This is a genomic window from Rhizobium sp. H4 (genome assembly GCF_003013335.1).
In the GTDB taxonomy this organism is placed as follows: domain Bacteria; phylum Pseudomonadota; class Alphaproteobacteria; order Rhizobiales; family Rhizobiaceae; genus Rhizobium; species Rhizobium sophoriradicis.
This window is the reverse complement of record NZ_PSOW01000019.1, coordinates 71,054-85,846: the sequence shown is the minus strand read 5'-3', so window position 1 is coordinate 85,846 and position 14,793 is coordinate 71,054. Positions and strand designations below refer to the sequence as shown.

Below are 14,793 nucleotides of genomic sequence, written 5' to 3'. Positions count from 1 at the left end.
GTGTCGCATCGGCTCGTTCCGCGCAGGGGATGCCGGTCTTCGTTCAATGCAGAGACTTCAGAATGTCGCGACCGCTGCGGAAGCACATGGCGGCCAGCGTCAAGGTGACATTGGCCGTGCCGATCGTCGGCATGCTGCCGCCGCCCACGAGATAGAGATTTTCGTGGTCCCAACTGCGCTGGTTTTTGTCCACGACGGAATTGGTCTTCGTCGTTCCCATGATATGGGTGCCGGCCAGATGATTGCCGCCGCGGATCGCATAGCCTTGTCCCTCATAGGCCACATAGCCGTAATCGCTGGGGTCGTACTGGGTATGATCCTGCGCGCCCAGGCGCGCAAAGACGGTGCGCGCAAACTGGCGGCCATAGGCGGCGCCCTTCATGGTATATTCCGGAACCGTGAAGGACAGGATGGGCCGCATGTTGCCCAGAGCATCGGTATATTGCGGATCCACCGTGATGCGGTTGCTGTCGACGGGCATGACCTCGATCATGAACGCCAGCAGCAACTGCCGCGAAACCTGGTCGACCATGCCGCGCCGAAGATCGGCCCCGTAGAGGTTGCGATCATCCACCAACTCCAGAAGGTCGGAGGTCGGCGCACCCGTGGCCCAACCCCAGCCGTCGTTATGGATATCGATGGCGAAGGCGGCCTGCTTTTCCCGGAAGGGGCCGTCCCGCAGGTCGACGATACCGCCCGTCGAACTGGTTCCGCGCATTGTGCCGCAGATCTCAGGCATCAGCGCCCAGTTCAGCAGGTAGGCGTGGTCCATCAGATTGCGTCCGACAAGACCGCTGGTGCTGCGCAGGCCGGAGGCCAGCATGAGACGCGCCGTTTCGATGGCGCCTGCCGCAAGCACGAAAACCTTACCCTTCACGGTGATGGTCTCATGGGCCGGTGAGGCCGGGTCCTTGTAAATCTTGACCTCGAGAGAGCGGACTTTCCCGCTATCCGGATCGATGTTGACCTTCGATGCGACCGCCTGCGGTAACATTTCGACAAGCCGCTCGCCGCCTTTCCCGTTTACCGCGAACGCCTTGGCAAGCGTTTTGCCGGAGTGGTAGCGCGCTTGCACGGGACAGAGCGGTACGCAGTTGGTGTTGCCCTGGCAGCGACCGCCCTCTTCGACCTGATGCGTATCGACCGCGCCGATTGGACGGTAGCCCTTCCCACCGTCATAGGCCGGGTTTGGTATGCCGTTGCGCCCCTGCGGAAAGGGCCTGACCTTCAGGGGATAGGTCTTGTCGTAAAGTTCGACGCTGGTGCCCTCGATGCCCTTGTTGACCTGCTGATCCAGATAGGAAAGCGGCAGGCCGCGCATGGGAAAGACATAGTCGTCCGGGAAGGTCTGCCCGAGATATTGCTGATCTTCGACATTCGCCGATACGCCGATTTCCCGCTCGGCCAGGCGGTAATCCTCCTCGACTTCCTCAAAGCTCAGCGGCCAGTCCAGCCCGTGGCCGAAAAGCGTGCGCGTTTTGAAATCGGAGCGAAGCAGACGGGGCGTTTTCGCCTCCCAGTGCATGGTCGTTCCGCCGAAAATACGGGTATATACCGTATCACTGACATAAGGGCCGGATTGAACGATATAGTTCGAGCTATCGGTTTCCCCCGCCTGCAGCTTGCGAAGCTGCGGGCTGCGGGGTATGGCCGCGTTCGCATTTAGCGGAAAGGGCGACTGGTTGTCCTTCGAGGCTGCCGAATAGAAGGTCGTCAGTAGATTGTCGTAGCCTGCCAGAGTGACATTGGAACCGGTTCCGGCTTCAAGGATAAGGACACGTTTGCCCGCTTCCGCAGCCTGCTTGGCAATGATTGCTCCGGAAATGCCGCTGCCGACGATCACGATATCGTAGTCGCCAGACTCTGCGACGGTCTTGGCATCGGCTCTTATTGCCGATTCGAGGGGAAAAAGCACTTTGGTCCTCCATTAATCCCGGAAAGCCGATCAGGGCTTTGCGAACCATGCCGTTCTGGACTCGATCGAGATTTCAGGCCCTGCGGCCTTCAATCGTCATGATTTCGGGCCGCGAGAGTTTCGGGGCTTGGACTTGGCGGCCGGCGCGGCGGCGCGGGCTCTGACTGCCGAGAGGAAGGAGGCATAGCTCCAGGTCAGATTCCGGACGCTTTTCTCGTAGCCAACGGTTCCATCGAACTGTTCGCTCAGCTCATAGTGATCGCTGTGATAGACGATGGCGCGCAGCATGGCGTCAGACGAAGCCCGCAAGGCAGCCGACGCATCGGCGGCGCTGCTGGATGCGCCAAGTCCCAGTTCCGCGAAGAAGGGTTCGGAGAACTGATCGAGGGGGATGGCGCCGCTGGCATCGATGGCATTGGCAAGCCGATATTGAAACTCGGCGAAGTTGGCGGTGCACAGAGCCCAAGGATGCCCGCCGGCAACCGGAGCCGCCACATCGCCATCGTAATAGTCGCCCGGATAGCGCCCGAAGAGTGGTCCGAGCCCGTTGGCCGCGTCGGCGCCATTGACCGGGTAATAGGTCGAAGACGAAGGATCGGCCCACTGGCGCCGCAGGATGGCCGCCGTTGCCAGAAGCTTGGTATCGGTTGGCTCGATCCCGCCATAGCAGACCGAAGAGACGATATCGATGTTCGCGTCGTAACCGGCTTGCTCCGCGGCATCCAGAATGCTCACATAGAGCTGCCCGTTCCAGTGGGTTGCCAGCTGGGTTTCCAGCCAGGAGATGGCATCCGATACCCCGGCAGGCACCGCAATGCCGATCGTGTTTGTGGAAACTTCGCGGAAAAAGCGCAGCTGTACGGCTCTTGCGAAAAACGAATACCCCTCATACTCCTCCCAGAGATTTGTGGTCTTGTTCTGGTAAACTTCGAGAAGATAAGCGAGGTTGGCCTGGACCAGTTGTTTGGCGATCGTCTGCGTGGCGCCATCCAGCTGATCGAACAGGGTCAGGATCGCAATCGACTGAATGGCCGGCCCGTCATTCTGCTCCGACCACGGGCGAACCTCGCCGGTGATGGTGAAGCAGGCGTGGCCAAGTGTGACGGTGTCGGAATTCTTCGCATTCGCTTGGCAGAGCGCGGCGAACTTCACATAGTCGACCAGGCTTGGCAAAATTCCGCCCGGAACGGGCAGCAAGCCGGCAAGCGCGATCTCGATCGCCGTAATCGCCCCGTCGCGGACCCAGTTGAAAACATAGTCCTGGTCCACACCCGGCGTGTTCGCTGGATAGGAGGGTGCGGCGATGACGCAGCCCGGGGCCGAAAAGACGCCGGGCGATGTGGGATCCTCGATGACATAGCCATCGCTGGTGATGTTGCGCATCATCAGAAGAGAAAAATAGCGTGACAATGCGACCAGATCGGTCTGCGCGAAGGCAGGCCGTGGTTTGACCGTAGGCGCATTGGCGCCGATATGGGCCGGGTTCGCACCCGTCATTGACTGACTCCAAAGCGCAACTGTCATTGACTGACTCCAAGATCGGTTGAGACTTGCCGGGTCCAGATCGAGAAAATTCCGAACCCGGATGAGCGAAATATTGCGGCCGAATGGGCGGCGAGCGTGAACACAAGGTCTCTGCGGAGGGCTGGGTGGTTGGCCATCCTGCCCTTGCTGCAATTGAACCTTTAGCTAGAAAGATCGTCGACGATCTGCCATTTAGCAACCTGAAGCCGTTGAGCTCAGGTCAATTAATCTCGGAGAATTGCGCTTGGCGTTACGCATGCTCCGGCGGGATGGATTCGACCAGGCCGACGAGATTGGACCGTGTTGCCGCAGACCGGTTGCGCAACGCCAGAACCATTTGCAATTCCGTGGCGGAGATCGCGCTGTTCCTATGCCAGTCCATCGTGCCGCGCCCGAGCAACAGCCAGTCGAGGGAGACATCCAGCAGGTCGGCGAGCGCGCAGGCGCTTTCCAGCGAGGTATGTCCGCCATTCTGCCAGCGTGAGACGGCGGCGACGGACACGTCCAGTTCGGCCGCCAGGGCGTGAACTTTCCGGAACTTGCCGCGGGATATCGCCTCTCGAATACGTCTGCCGCGCGCCATGTCATGGGTCATCAACAATCCTCCCCGTTGTTGCGTCAAATTACCAAGAGCTTCCGATCGACGAACATCAGAAACTTCTTATGGAAGGGAAGGCAAAGCCAAGCACCGGTCAACCTGGTGAAATATCCAGATTGCTCCCGCTCGGCCTCCTGTTGTGAAACGTCAGCACATCAGGAGGGACGGATATGTTGCGGATACTCACCAAAGACATGCTCGAGACCGATCGAGGTGCATTTGATGAAATGTTCCGGGCTCGCGCCGCCGTTTTTCGCGATCGGCTGGGATGGCAGGTCGATGTCCGGGATCAATGGGAGAGGGACCGATACGACGAGGCCGAAGATCCCGTCTATCTCGTCACGCAACGACCTTCCGGCACGCTGACGGGTTCGCTGCGCCTGCTGCCGACCACCGGAGCGACGATGCTCAAAAGCGAGTTCCGGCATTTCTTCGATCAGCCTATCGACGTCGATAGCCCGACGACCTGGGAATGTACCCGCTTTTGCCTTCATCCGCATGCCGGACACATTGAGCAATCGCGCGCAGTCGCCACGGAACTGCTCTCAGGGCTTTGCGATCTTGCCCTCGACACCGGTATCGAGAGCATTGTCGGCGTCTATGACGCCGCGATGGTTGCTGTGTACCGGAGGATCGGCTGGAGGCCGATGCCGCTTGCCCGATCCCGGCCCGAGATCGGCAAGCTGTATGTTGGCCTATGGGATGTGACGGCGGACAATTGTCGGACACTGCGGGCCAACCTGTCCCGACTTCTGGAGCAAGCCTCTTCCTATAGTGCCGGAGCCCTTGTCGATGGCGGCGTGGGGTAAGCTCAGTCGCGGTCCCGCCGCCCAGCATAGGAGATCTCGCGAGCTCTTTAACCTGTTCTTCACATCGCGTCATGGTTGCCAAAAAAGTATCTGTTCTCGGTAATCGCGAAATGTTACCATGGCGAGCAGTTATGAAACAACGCAATCACGAGTCCATCTCATGCTGAGCAGTTCTCGTTTTTTCTACTGTCTGGACCGGATCTCCGCATCGCCGACATTGCAGGATCTGGAAGCAGCGCTGGATGAAGTCCGCCACATCTATGCGATATCGCATATGGTTTTGCACGTGACCCGCTCATCGGGGGCGACGGTCAGCAATCCATTGCTGATGCTGACCTACCCGCCCGAGTGGGTGAAGCAATATCGTGCCCGGGATTACTTCAGCATCGACCCTGTCGTACGTCTCGGCCGACGTGGCTTCCTGCCCGTAGAGTGGTCTGCGTCCAAATGGGATTCGGGCAAGGCCTATGGCTTCTTCAAGGAGGCGATGGCCTACGGCGTCGGCCGGCAAGGCGTTACTCTGCCGGTGCGGGGACCTCAGGGGGAGCGATCGCTGTTTACGGTGACCTCCAATCACCCCGACACCTATTGGCGGCAGTTCCGTATGGACAGCATGCGCGACCTCCAGTTTCTCGCCCATCATCTCCATGACAGGGCCATGGTGCTGGCCGGCATGAGGGAGATTGCGGATGTTCCGCATTTGTCGCGCCGCGAACTGCAATGTCTGGAGATGACGGCCAGCGGCTTTCTGGCAAAGCAGATTTCCGCCCGGTTGTGCATTTCGATCAGTGCGGTGCAACTCTATCTCGCCTCGGCGCGCCGGAAGCTGACCGTTGCCACCACGAGCGAGGCGGTCGCCAAGGCCACGGCGCTGGAGTTGATCTAGGCTAGCGGATGGCGGTTCAGCGCCTGCCCCGCGTGCGCGTCGCCAGAACATTGCGGATCGAGAAGCTGGAATGAATCCGGAGGACGCCGGGCAGGGTCGACAATATCTCCTTGTGAATCCGTTCGAACTCGCCCGCACTGGCAACCTCCACGCGCAGCAGGTAGTCAGATCCGCCGGTCATCAGAAAACATTCGCGGATTTCCGGATGCCGACGCACCGCCGCTTCGAAGCGATCGAGATGATCCTCCGTCTGCCGTTCGAGGGTGATGTTGATGATCACGGCGATCGTCTCATCCGCATTGCCGGTATCCACCAGCGCCGTATAGCCGCGAATGACGCCTGATTTTTCCATGATCTTGATGCGTCTGAGGCAGGCCGACGGCGAAAGCCCAATCTCGGCGGCGAGTTTGGCGTTGCTCATGCGCGCGTCAAGACGCAACAGCCTGAGGATAGCGCGGTCGACCGTGTCGAGGGCGGGCATGACGGTTTCCTTCACATCTTGGCTGATTATGCGAATAATGTGCAGTATGCGCAATATTAAGCGACAAAATCATCGGCAATTTCGCTCATTATTTCATAAGCTGCTGATATCGAGATGGGGTGGACATGGATAGCGATATTTTGGTTTCCCGCGCACGCACCGCTACGATCACGCAGGGAGCCACGGGCTATCTGACGATCGATCTTGCCGCGCTCGGCCGCAATTATTCGAAGCTTGCATCGATGCTGGCGCCGGTCCGCGCGGGAGCCGTCGTCAAGGCCGATGCTTATGGCCTCGGGGCTGAGCGGGTCGCCCAAACGCTCTACGATCAGGGGTGCAGGCATTTCTTCGTCGCCCAGTTCGTCGAGGCCGTAAGGCTGCGGCCGGCCCTTGCTGAGGGTGCTCAGATATTCGTGCTGAACGGCTTGCAGCCCGGCAACGAGCTCGCCTGCGCCGAAAGCGGCATTATTCCGGTTCTCAATTCGCTCGCGCAGTGGCGGCAATGGTCGGCGACGGCGCGTCGGCTGAAGCGCAGCCTGCCGGCCGTTTTGCAGTTCGACACCGGCATGTCGCGGCTCGGTTTTCCCTGGGAAGAGCGAGCCGAATTGGCGGCAGCCATCCGCGACGGCGTCAATGTCGAAATCCTGTTCATCATGAGCCACCTGGCCTGCGCCGACGAGCTGGAGAGCAGCCAGAACGGCGAACAGATTGCCGAGATGGCGCGCATTGCCGATGAATTTCCCGGCTTCGATATCTCCTTCGCCAATTCCGGCGGCGTCTTTCTCGGCGATGCCTATCATGGTGTGCTCGCCCGCCCGGGCATCGCCCTTTATGGCGGCGCACCGAATGCCGGCGGTAACAACCCGATGGAACCGGTCGTCAGGCTGGATGTCGCGGTCGTGCAGACGCGCACCGTACCTTCAGGCGCCAAGATCGGTTATGGCGGCGCGCATGTGACGCGCAGGCAAACCCGCCTCGCCACCATCGCCGCCGGTTACGCCGACGGCCTGCCGCGCAGTCTCGGCGACCGCGGCGCCGTTTATCACAAGGGCATCCGTCTGCCGATCGTGGGGCGCGTGTCGATGGACAGCACGACCGTCGACATCACGGCTTTGCCCGAAGGGGCGCTGAGCCTCGGCAGCCTCGTCGAAGTGCTTGGTCCCAACCAGACGCTCGATGACGTGGCTGGCGATGCCGGAACGATATCTTACGAAATACTAACCGGTCTGGGCGATCGTTACGACAGGCAATATTGCTGAGAGCCGGCCGGCATTGTTCTTGAGGAAATCATGAAAGTCATCGTTCTGGGTGCCGGCATCGTCGGCGTCACATCCGCCTATCAGCTGGCCAAATCAGGTCATGAGGTTACCGTCGTCGACCGGCAATCGGGGCCGGCGCTGGAGACGAGCTTTGCCAATGCCGGCGAGGTCTCCTTCGGTTATTGCTCGCCATGGGCTGCCCCCGGCATTCCTGCCAAGGCCATGAAATGGCTGGTCATGAAACATGCGCCGCTCATCCTGCGCCCGAAACTCGACATGGCCATGCTCGCCTGGATGACGAGGATGCTGTCCAACTGCACCTCCGAGCGTTACGCGATCAACAAGAGCCGCATGCTGCGCCTTGCCGATTACAGCCGCATCGCGCTCGCCGAGCTTCGCGCCGAAACCGGAATCGCCTATGACGAACGCATGCAGGGAACCCTGCAGCTGTTCCGCACGCAGCAGCAGCTCGATGCCTCGGCGAAAGATGTCAAGGCGCTGGCAGCCGACGGCATTCCCTATGAGGTGCTGGACCGGGACGGCTGCATCCGCGTCGAACCGGCGCTAAGGCACGTGCGCGACAAGATCGTCGGCGGCCTTCTGACGCCCAAGGACGAGACCGGCGACTGTTTCAAATTCACCAATGCGCTGGCCGCCAAAGCCGAAGCGCTCGGCGTCCGCTTCGCCTACGGCACGACGATCAAGGCGCTGGACGTCGAAGCCGGCCGGGTGCGTGGGGTCGTCACCGCTCGCGATCCCGATCGCGAGCGCGAACGGATGAGCGCGGACGCGGTGGTGGTTGCGCTCGGCAGCTATTCGCCACTGCTGCTCAAGCCGTTCGGCATCAGCCTGCCGGTCTATCCGGTCAAGGGCTATTCGCTCACCATCCCGATCACCGACGCCTCGCGCGCGCCGGAATCGACCGTCATGGACGAAACCTACAAGATCGCCATCACCCGGCTCGGCGAGCGCATCCGCGTCGGCGGCATGGCTGAAATCTCGGGCTACACCAACGATCTCGGCCTCGCCCGCCGCAGCACGCTCGAGCATTCCGTCACCGATCTTTTCCCCGGCGGCGATGTGTCCAAGGCCTCCTTCTGGTCGGGTCTGCGCCCGATGACACCGGATGGCACGCCGGTCATCGGCCCCACGAAGATCGTCGGCCTCTTCCTCAATACCGGTCACGGCACGCTCGGCTGGACAATGAGCACCGGTTCGGCAAGGCTCATCAGCGACCTCGTCGGCGCCCGTACGCCTGAGATCGATGCGCGGGATCTTGCGGTCAGCCGCTACGCGTGAAATCCCGCCGAGGTAACGCAAAAAAGAACAGATTTTATTGGAGAGAATCGATTATTACTCGCTGGAATAGTCGTGAGGTCGTGAATGTCCGTTAGTTCCGATAGGCACTTCCTTTATCCGGCAGTGCAAAGCCCGTCGTTTTCGGAAACGGCATACACCGGAACAGACCCGGATGCCCTGTCGGAAATATTGTCGTCATCGGCCTCTCCGATCAAGGTTGCGGCGCAAGCCAATGCCTCCATTGCATATCGATGCAATTTCGTCTCGGCGGGAAATCTGTCCATAGCCGACTGCGCCTATGAGGGCGCGATCTCGCTCAGGCGGGAGGCGCCGACTAGCAAAGTGATCATATTCCTGCCGGTGGAGGGAGATGCGGTCTTCGATGCCGGGCAGGAGCCGATCCATTCAGGTCCAGGTCGCGGCACCATTCTGGGAGCAGGTCGCGCCACCGGCGCCCAACTGCTCGGCCCTCGCCGTCATCTCGGTTTGTTCGTCGATCAGGAGAGGATCAACCGGCATCTCACCCATATGTTCGAGCGAACGATCACCGGTGACGCCGATTTTCATCCCCATATCGGTCTGACGGCCGGCCCGGGGCTGTTGTTGCAACAACTCGTTACGAATCTGTATCGCGGACTTGGCGGGGGCGGGCTGTTGCAGGAGTCGCCGCTGGCCGTCAGCGCGCTTTGCGACGCGACGGTCTACCTGCTTCTCGAGGCCTTTCCGCATCGCTATTCGAACGAGCTGACGCTTCCAGCGCCGGCGCCGACTCCGCGCCATGTGAAATGGGCCATCGATTTCATGCATGCGCACATCGCGGAGCCGATCTCGCTCAGCGAGATCGCGACGGCAGCCAAGGTCAGCATTCGGACTTTGCAGCAAGGTTTCCGGCAATTCAGGAATACCACCCCGATCGCCTACCTCCATGAAATCCGAATGGCCGCTGCCCATCGCGACCTGCTCGAATCCGGTGCGAAGCAGGCCGTCGCCGATATCGCGCTCAGATGGGGATTTACCCATCTTGGCCGTTTCGCCGCCGAATACAGGAAGCGCTTCGGTCAACTGCCATCGCAGACCTTGAAGCGCTGAACTCCGCCTCGGCGTGCCGGATGGTTCCATCGGCGACGGACCGAGCATCCGATCGCCGACGGGAATTGCGGGCGCCGGATGCAGATCTAGGCCGCGCGTTTCAGGGCATCCCCAAGCGTCGAGACGAGCGTGTCGATCTGGTCCTTCTCGATGATCAGCGGTGGAGACAGGGCGATGATGTCGCCGGTCACACGGATCAGCAGTCCCTTGTTGAAGCAGTCGACGAAGACGTCGTAGGCGCGTGTTCCGGGAGCGCCGTCACGCGGCGCCAGTTCGATCGCGCCAACCAGTCCGAGGTTGCGGATGTCGGTGACGTGCGCGAGGCCTTTCAGTGAGTGGAGGGCTTCCTGCCAATATTCTGCCAGCTCGGCTGCGCGGGTCAGCAGCCCTTCTTCCTCATAGATTTCGAGGGTCGCGAGCCCGGCTGCGCAGGCGACCGGGTGGCCGGAATAGGTATAGCCGTGGAAGAGCTCGATCGCATTTTCCGGTCCGACCATCAGCCCGTCATAGACCTTGCGGCTGGCAAAGACCGCGCCCATGGGAACGGCGCCGTTGGTGAGGCCCTTCGCCGTGGTGACGAGATCGGGTACGACGCCGAAGTAATCGACCGCGAAAGGTGTGCCGAGACGGCCGAAACCGGTGATGACCTCATCAAAGATCAGCAGGATGCCGTACTTGTCGGCAGTGGCGCGCAGCTTCTCCAGATATCCCTTCGGCGGCAGGACAACACCCGCCGACCCCGACATCGGCTCGACGATGACGGCTGCGATGGTTTCAGCGCCGTGCAACTGCACCAGGCGCTCGAGATCATCCGCCAGTTCGACGCCATGGGCGGGAAGCCCCTTCGAAAACGCGTTGCGCCCGATGTCCAGCGTATGGCGCATGTGATCGGCCGGGATCTGCGGGAAGACCCGCCGATTGTTGACGAGACCACCGACGGAAATGCCGCCGAAGCCGACACCGTGATAGCCTTTTTCGCGGCCGATGATCCGGGTGCGCGTACCCTGGCCGATGGCGCGCTGATAGGCGATGGCGATCTTCAGAGCGGTATCGACCGATTCCGAACCTGAGCCGGTGAAGAAGACCCTATCGAGCTCGGCGTCAGCCCCGCCCGGTGCGTTGGCGGCGAGCTTGGCGGCGAAGTCGAAGGCGATCGGATGCCCCATCTGGAAGGTCGGCGCATAGTCGAGCGTGGCAAGCTGCCGCTCGACCGCCTGGGCGATCTTCCTGCGGCCGTGGCCGGCGTTGCAGCACCAGAGCCCAGCGGTGCCGTCCAGCACCCGATTTCCATCGACGTCGGTGTAATACATCCCTTCGGCAGCAGCCAGCAGGCGCGGCGCGGCCTTGAATTGCCGGTTGGCGGTGAACGGCATCCAGAAATTTTCGAGTACGGGCGCGTTCGTCTTGCTGATCTGGTCCATCCTGGCCTCCTTTGAAATCGCCTGGAGAATGGCAATTTCCATCCTTCAAACAAGTCCTTTTCTTTGGTGATGCAAGTTATTGAAATTCAACAACGAACAAGATAGTTTTTGCGATATTCTGGACAACGCAAACGGATCCATCATGTCAGTCGACATCGGCAGCCGCCTTCGCCATCTGCGCCTCGCCCACAAGCTTTCCCAGCGTGAGCTCGCCAAACGCACCGGTGTGCCGAACTCGACGATCTCACTGATCGAATCGAACGCCTCCAATCCTTCGGTCGGAGCGCTGAAGCGAATCCTCGACGGCATTCCGATCGGGCTGGCGGAGTTCTTTGCCTTTGAACCGGAGCGTCCGAAAAAGGCCTTCTACGCCGCCGAGGAACTGGTGGAGATCGGCAAGGGTGCCATTTCCTACAAGCAGGTCGGTGAAACCCTGTTCGGGCGCAGCCTGCAGATGCTGAAGGAATGCTACCAGCCGGGTGCCGACACCGGAAAAATTCCCCTTGTACACGAAGGGGAGGAGGGTGGGATCGTGCTCTCGGGAAGACTCGAGGTCACGGTCGACGACGAGCGGCGTATCCTTGGACCGGGAGACGCTTATTATTTCGAAAGCCGGCGCCCGCATCGGTTCCGCTGCGTCGGACCGGTGCCCTGTGAGGTTATCAGCGCCTGCACGCCGCCGACTTTTTGACTCAGAAAATGCGCGCAGTGGTTTCGGAAAGATGATTCCGGAGGCGGATCGGTAAGGACCCGCCTCCGGCAGTTGATCTTGACTTAGTCGTTCGCCGATACCTTGACGCCGAGCACCGTAGGAATGGTGTTCGGCGCACCCATGGCAGCACCGACGATCATCGGCACGGGAACGGGCTTTTCCGGAGCGGCGCTGATCGTCAGGCTCTTCGGCCCGTCGAGATAGGTGTTGAGGGCCGCCGATATCTGGTTTTGCAGTTCCGGCATGTTGAGTTGCGCCATCATCATCGGAACCAGCGCCTTCAGCGATTGTGCCAGTTCGTCGCCCGTGACGCCCTGCTTCGCACCGGCATAGTCGAGCGCCTTTTTGGTGATCGAGGCGTCGTCGAAGCGGATCGAGGCGCTGTTGAACGTCAGCTGCTGCATCAGCCCCATCATCGCAAGTCCGGCGGCCTGGTTGGCCTCTTCCTTGTTCGGATTGGCTTCGGCTGTCTTGACCGCCTCCTGCAGCGACTTGATGAAGCCGAGCGTATAACCGGAGAAGTCGACGGCGAAGTTCAGCCGGCCGACATTCTTGAAATCGAAAGCATATTCGTCGAGGACAACCTTGCCGCTTTCGACTTCCCAGCTTCCCTTCATCGTCATGGTGCCGTCGAGCGTCGTCAGTCCGAGCTTCTCGATGGCCTCCTTGGCAGCTGCGTCCTCGACTTGCGACAGGTCGGCCTTGAAGCCGGCGACGTTGGCGTCGTAGGCAAAGCCGCCGGCCTGGCGCCCCATATTTGCCTCGACGGCTTCGATCGCCAGCACATCCTTGCCCTTGATGTTGAGCGCGATCGGCCCGGTGCTGGCGGTTTCATAGAGGAGGATATCGTCCAGCGTCTCGCCGGTCGCATTGGCGGGAATCGTCAGGCCGGTGAACAGAATCTCCTTGGCAGAAAAGCGTCCTCCCTCCTGGCTGATATCGACATCCGGGAAGGAAAGGGTCTTGGCGTAATAGGCGCCGCCTTCTTTTTCCTCAACGCCCTCGAAGGTGAGGTCGCCGATCTTCAGCGTGTCGCCGGGCAGGTTCGCAAATCCCACCTGGACGCCTGTTGCCGTCACCGTGTCGCCGTCGACTTCGGCTTTCTCGAAGGTGATGACCGTGCCGCCCGCGTTGGATGCGGCGCTGAGCTTCTTCATCATATCCGCGCCGTCGAGGGCGAGCGCCGGGCCGGCCAGCGTCAGGAACGCGGTGCTTGCCATCATCAGGTGGAAATTGCGCATAGGCTTCATAGAGATGTCCTTGTGATGAAAGTAGATGCGGGAAATTTATGGAATATGCCCCGCCGCGCTCCGCTCGCAGAGCGGCCGGGACGTCACGGTTCGTCAGATCAGCTAATTGGGGGTGACGCGATCGGGATCGGCCGGAGCCGGCAGGCCGGAGACATTCGGCCACCCCGCCGCTGGGGGCCGGGCGAAGATATTTTCTCTAGCAAAAGTAGTTTTCTGACTCATCGCCAGAGCTAAATTGTATTTTTTCGATTTTTGCAACCGCGAATTTTCGTTGGTGGAGCGGAATCAGTCACGCTTGTCGGCGAGGCCGACGCATTCGAGGATGGTCGTGCGGCAAACACCCGCCTCCCGCAGTAGGCGAGGCTGCGCGCGCCAGTTCTGGTAGGCGATCCGGAATTCTATATCTTTGTAAAAATAGGTCCTGGCTTTTTGTCGCGAGCGGCTCCTGTTCGACGCATCGGCCGTGACCACGACATGGGTGGTTAGCCGCTTGAATTGCCACGGCGGCGCGCGTCGCTCCTTCTCGATCACCTCGACGTGGTAATAGGGATCGTCTTCCCCGGGATCGGGGGCCTTGTGGACGGTGGCCCAACGGTCCGAGGTGAGACGGAGAGAATGATGGCGGAGATGGTCGGTCGCTCCACCGATTCGGCGCGCGCCGAAATCGTCTGGCCTAAAATCGCGGTGACTGTGAAAAGGACGGTAAGGGATTTTCGCCTGGGGTGCACGCGCTTCAGTTGTTGCGGCCCTCGATGCGAGCGAGCACGCCATCGAGCGCTGCGGTCAGCGCAGCAAGGCCGCCCTGCTTGTCGACGTCGGAAAGAACCTGCTCGTTCAATCCGCCCTTGGTGGCGAATTCGCGGCTCAGCGCGCTGAACGGCTCGGTGCCTGGGCTGTTGGCCTTCTGCGCCAGACTTGCGAAAAGCGGCGCGATGTAGGCATTTGCTTTCGGCCTTTCCAGGCCGCTTTTTTCCAGCCAGACGGCTACGGTTTCCATGATGCCGAAATAGGTCGACATCATTGCGCTCGCCGCCGCGAGCAGATCATATTCCTTTTTCGACTTGCACTGGACAGCGGTTCCGAGCGTGTCGAACAGGGCCGCGACGGCGGCATCGGGCGGGAGGATGGCGGTGACGCCTTGGCGCTGCGCGACGAAGGGCAGGGGGATGGCCTGGACGAGGTGCACGTCGGCACCGATCCAATTGAGAAGAGCCTGGCGCTCGGTCGCTGCAACGAGGCTGACGACCACCTGGCCGGTTCTGAACGAAAGCGCCCGTACGACCTCCTCGGCGATCTGCGGCCGGATCGCCAGGAACACCATGTCGCTGCGATCGACGACAGTCTGGTTGTCCCCGGCAATCCTGACGGCGGTGAACTCCTGGGCCAATGTCGCGGCAATGTGCGCGCTCCGCGGCGATACGTGGATCTCGGAGGCGTAGGCCGGTGCGGCTAGAAGCCCGCGAACCATCGCTTCGGTGATCGCGCCGGTGCCGACAAAGCCAATGCTGTTGATCATCACCTTTTTACTCCGCAGCCCGCAGCGGTCCGAT

At 60.8% G+C, this 14,793-nt stretch carries 14 protein-coding genes; 6 read left to right on the top strand and 8 right to left on the bottom strand.

Translation table 11 applies throughout. The annotated features are described in order from the left end of the window. Positions 1-43: 43 nt before the first annotated feature. The 3 genes from C4N04_RS25850 to C4N04_RS25840 all read right to left on the bottom strand — a co-directional run bounded on the left by C4N04_RS25850 (position 44) and on the right by C4N04_RS25840 (position 4,034). Entirely contained in the window at positions 44-1,915 is a 1,872-nt protein-coding gene (locus C4N04_RS25850; protein ID WP_096764134.1) for a GMC family oxidoreductase, read from the bottom strand. 96 nt (positions 1,916-2,011) lie between these two features. Beyond that, positions 2,012-3,439, bottom strand: a complete 1,428-nt coding sequence (locus C4N04_RS25845; RefSeq protein ID WP_096764135.1) for a glycoside hydrolase family 15 protein — start codon at positions 3,437-3,439, stop codon at positions 2,012-2,014. 250 nt (positions 3,440-3,689) lie between these two features. Beyond that, on the bottom strand, positions 3,690-4,034 hold the full coding sequence (locus C4N04_RS25840) for a helix-turn-helix domain-containing protein (RefSeq protein WP_040112376.1): 345 nt from the start codon (positions 4,032-4,034) through the stop codon (positions 3,690-3,692). A 173-nt stretch (positions 4,035-4,207) separates the two neighbouring features. On the opposite strand from C4N04_RS25840, the gene C4N04_RS25835 reads away from it, so the two are divergent. Next, complete coding sequence (locus tag C4N04_RS25835) at positions 4,208-4,846, top strand: acyl-homoserine-lactone synthase (protein WP_096764136.1); 639 nt, start codon at positions 4,208-4,210, stop codon at positions 4,844-4,846. Positions 4,847-5,006: 160 nt separating this feature from the next. Then, positions 5,007-5,732, top strand: a complete 726-nt coding sequence (locus tag C4N04_RS25830) for a LuxR family transcriptional regulator (RefSeq protein WP_040112374.1) — start codon at positions 5,007-5,009, stop codon at positions 5,730-5,732. A gap of 16 nt (positions 5,733-5,748) precedes the next feature. On the opposite strand, the gene C4N04_RS25825 is transcribed toward C4N04_RS25830, so the two are convergent. Beyond that, positions 5,749-6,213 carry an Lrp/AsnC family transcriptional regulator gene (locus C4N04_RS25825; protein ID WP_106797369.1) on the bottom strand — a complete coding sequence of 155 codons (465 nt, stop codon included), beginning with the start codon at positions 6,211-6,213 and terminating at the stop codon, positions 5,749-5,751. Positions 6,214-6,338: 125 nt separating this feature from the next. On the opposite strand from C4N04_RS25825, the gene alr reads away from it, so the two are divergent. The 3 genes from alr (at position 6,339) to C4N04_RS25810 (ending at position 9,860) form a co-directional block, all read left to right on the top strand. Then, the gene (alr, locus tag C4N04_RS25820; protein WP_040112373.1) at positions 6,339-7,472 is read left to right on the top strand and encodes an alanine racemase; all 1,134 of its coding nucleotides are present in this window, start codon (positions 6,339-6,341) and stop codon (positions 7,470-7,472) included. A gap of 30 nt (positions 7,473-7,502) precedes the next feature. Then, a complete protein-coding gene (locus C4N04_RS25815; protein WP_096764139.1) occupies positions 7,503-8,771 on the top strand; it encodes a D-amino acid dehydrogenase in 1,269 nt (422 codons plus the stop codon). Between the two features lie 84 nt (positions 8,772-8,855). Further along, on the top strand, positions 8,856-9,860 hold the full coding sequence (locus C4N04_RS25810; RefSeq protein ID WP_106797368.1) for an AraC family transcriptional regulator: 1,005 nt from the start codon (positions 8,856-8,858) through the stop codon (positions 9,858-9,860). A gap of 86 nt (positions 9,861-9,946) precedes the next feature. Here C4N04_RS25810 and C4N04_RS25805 read toward each other — a convergent pair whose 3' ends face one another. Next, on the bottom strand, positions 9,947-11,281 hold the full coding sequence (locus tag C4N04_RS25805; RefSeq protein ID WP_106797397.1) for an aspartate aminotransferase family protein: 1,335 nt from the start codon (positions 11,279-11,281) through the stop codon (positions 9,947-9,949). Between the two features lie 142 nt (positions 11,282-11,423). On the opposite strand from C4N04_RS25805, the gene C4N04_RS25800 reads away from it, so the two are divergent. Further along, the gene (locus tag C4N04_RS25800) at positions 11,424-11,972 is read left to right on the top strand and encodes a cupin domain-containing protein (protein ID WP_009996449.1); all 549 of its coding nucleotides are present in this window, start codon (positions 11,424-11,426) and stop codon (positions 11,970-11,972) included. 83 nt (positions 11,973-12,055) lie between these two features. On the opposite strand, the gene C4N04_RS25795 is transcribed toward C4N04_RS25800, so the two are convergent. The 3 genes from C4N04_RS25795 to C4N04_RS25785 all read right to left on the bottom strand — a co-directional run bounded on the left by C4N04_RS25795 (position 12,056) and on the right by C4N04_RS25785 (position 14,762). Further along, on the bottom strand, positions 12,056-13,243 hold the full coding sequence (locus tag C4N04_RS25795; protein ID WP_106797367.1) for a hypothetical protein: 1,188 nt from the start codon (positions 13,241-13,243) through the stop codon (positions 12,056-12,058). 285 nt (positions 13,244-13,528) lie between these two features. Then, positions 13,529-14,014, bottom strand: a complete 486-nt coding sequence (locus C4N04_RS25790; RefSeq protein ID WP_245425662.1) for a DUF5086 family protein — start codon at positions 14,012-14,014, stop codon at positions 13,529-13,531. Continuing rightward, entirely contained in the window at positions 13,977-14,762 is a 786-nt protein-coding gene (locus C4N04_RS25785; RefSeq protein WP_106797366.1) for a pyrroline-5-carboxylate reductase, read from the bottom strand. The genes C4N04_RS25790 and C4N04_RS25785 overlap by 38 nt, the downstream gene beginning before the upstream one ends. Between the last annotated feature and the right edge of the window lie 31 nt (positions 14,763-14,793).

Excerpts from the sequence above, each read along its gene's own strand:
- C4N04_RS25830 (WP_040112374.1), top strand. The coding sequence starts at position 5,007 with ATGCTGAGCAGTTCTCGTTTTTTCTACTGTCTGGACCGGATCTCCGCA.
- C4N04_RS25815 (WP_096764139.1), top strand. The coding sequence starts at position 7,503 with ATGAAAGTCATCGTTCTGGGTGCCGGCATCGTCGGCGTCACATCCGCC.
- C4N04_RS25790 (WP_245425662.1), bottom strand. The coding sequence starts at position 14,014 with ATGGCGTGCTCGCTCGCATCGAGGGCCGCAACAACTGAAGCGCGTGCA.
- C4N04_RS25805 (WP_106797397.1), bottom strand. The coding sequence starts at position 11,281 with ATGGACCAGATCAGCAAGACGAACGCGCCCGTACTCGAAAATTTCTGG.
- C4N04_RS25810 (WP_106797368.1), top strand. The coding sequence starts at position 8,856 with ATGTCCGTTAGTTCCGATAGGCACTTCCTTTATCCGGCAGTGCAAAGC.
- C4N04_RS25800 (WP_009996449.1), top strand. The coding sequence starts at position 11,424 with ATGTCAGTCGACATCGGCAGCCGCCTTCGCCATCTGCGCCTCGCCCAC.
- C4N04_RS25795 (WP_106797367.1), bottom strand. The coding sequence starts at position 13,243 with ATGAAGCCTATGCGCAATTTCCACCTGATGATGGCAAGCACCGCGTTC.
- C4N04_RS25825 (WP_106797369.1), bottom strand. The coding sequence starts at position 6,213 with ATGCCCGCCCTCGACACGGTCGACCGCGCTATCCTCAGGCTGTTGCGT.
- C4N04_RS25845 (WP_096764135.1), bottom strand. The coding sequence starts at position 3,439 with ATGACAGTTGCGCTTTGGAGTCAGTCAATGACGGGTGCGAACCCGGCC.
- C4N04_RS25840 (WP_040112376.1), bottom strand. The coding sequence starts at position 4,034 with ATGACCCATGACATGGCGCGCGGCAGACGTATTCGAGAGGCGATATCC.
- alr (WP_040112373.1), top strand. The coding sequence starts at position 6,339 with ATGGATAGCGATATTTTGGTTTCCCGCGCACGCACCGCTACGATCACG.
- C4N04_RS25835 (WP_096764136.1), top strand. The coding sequence starts at position 4,208 with ATGTTGCGGATACTCACCAAAGACATGCTCGAGACCGATCGAGGTGCA.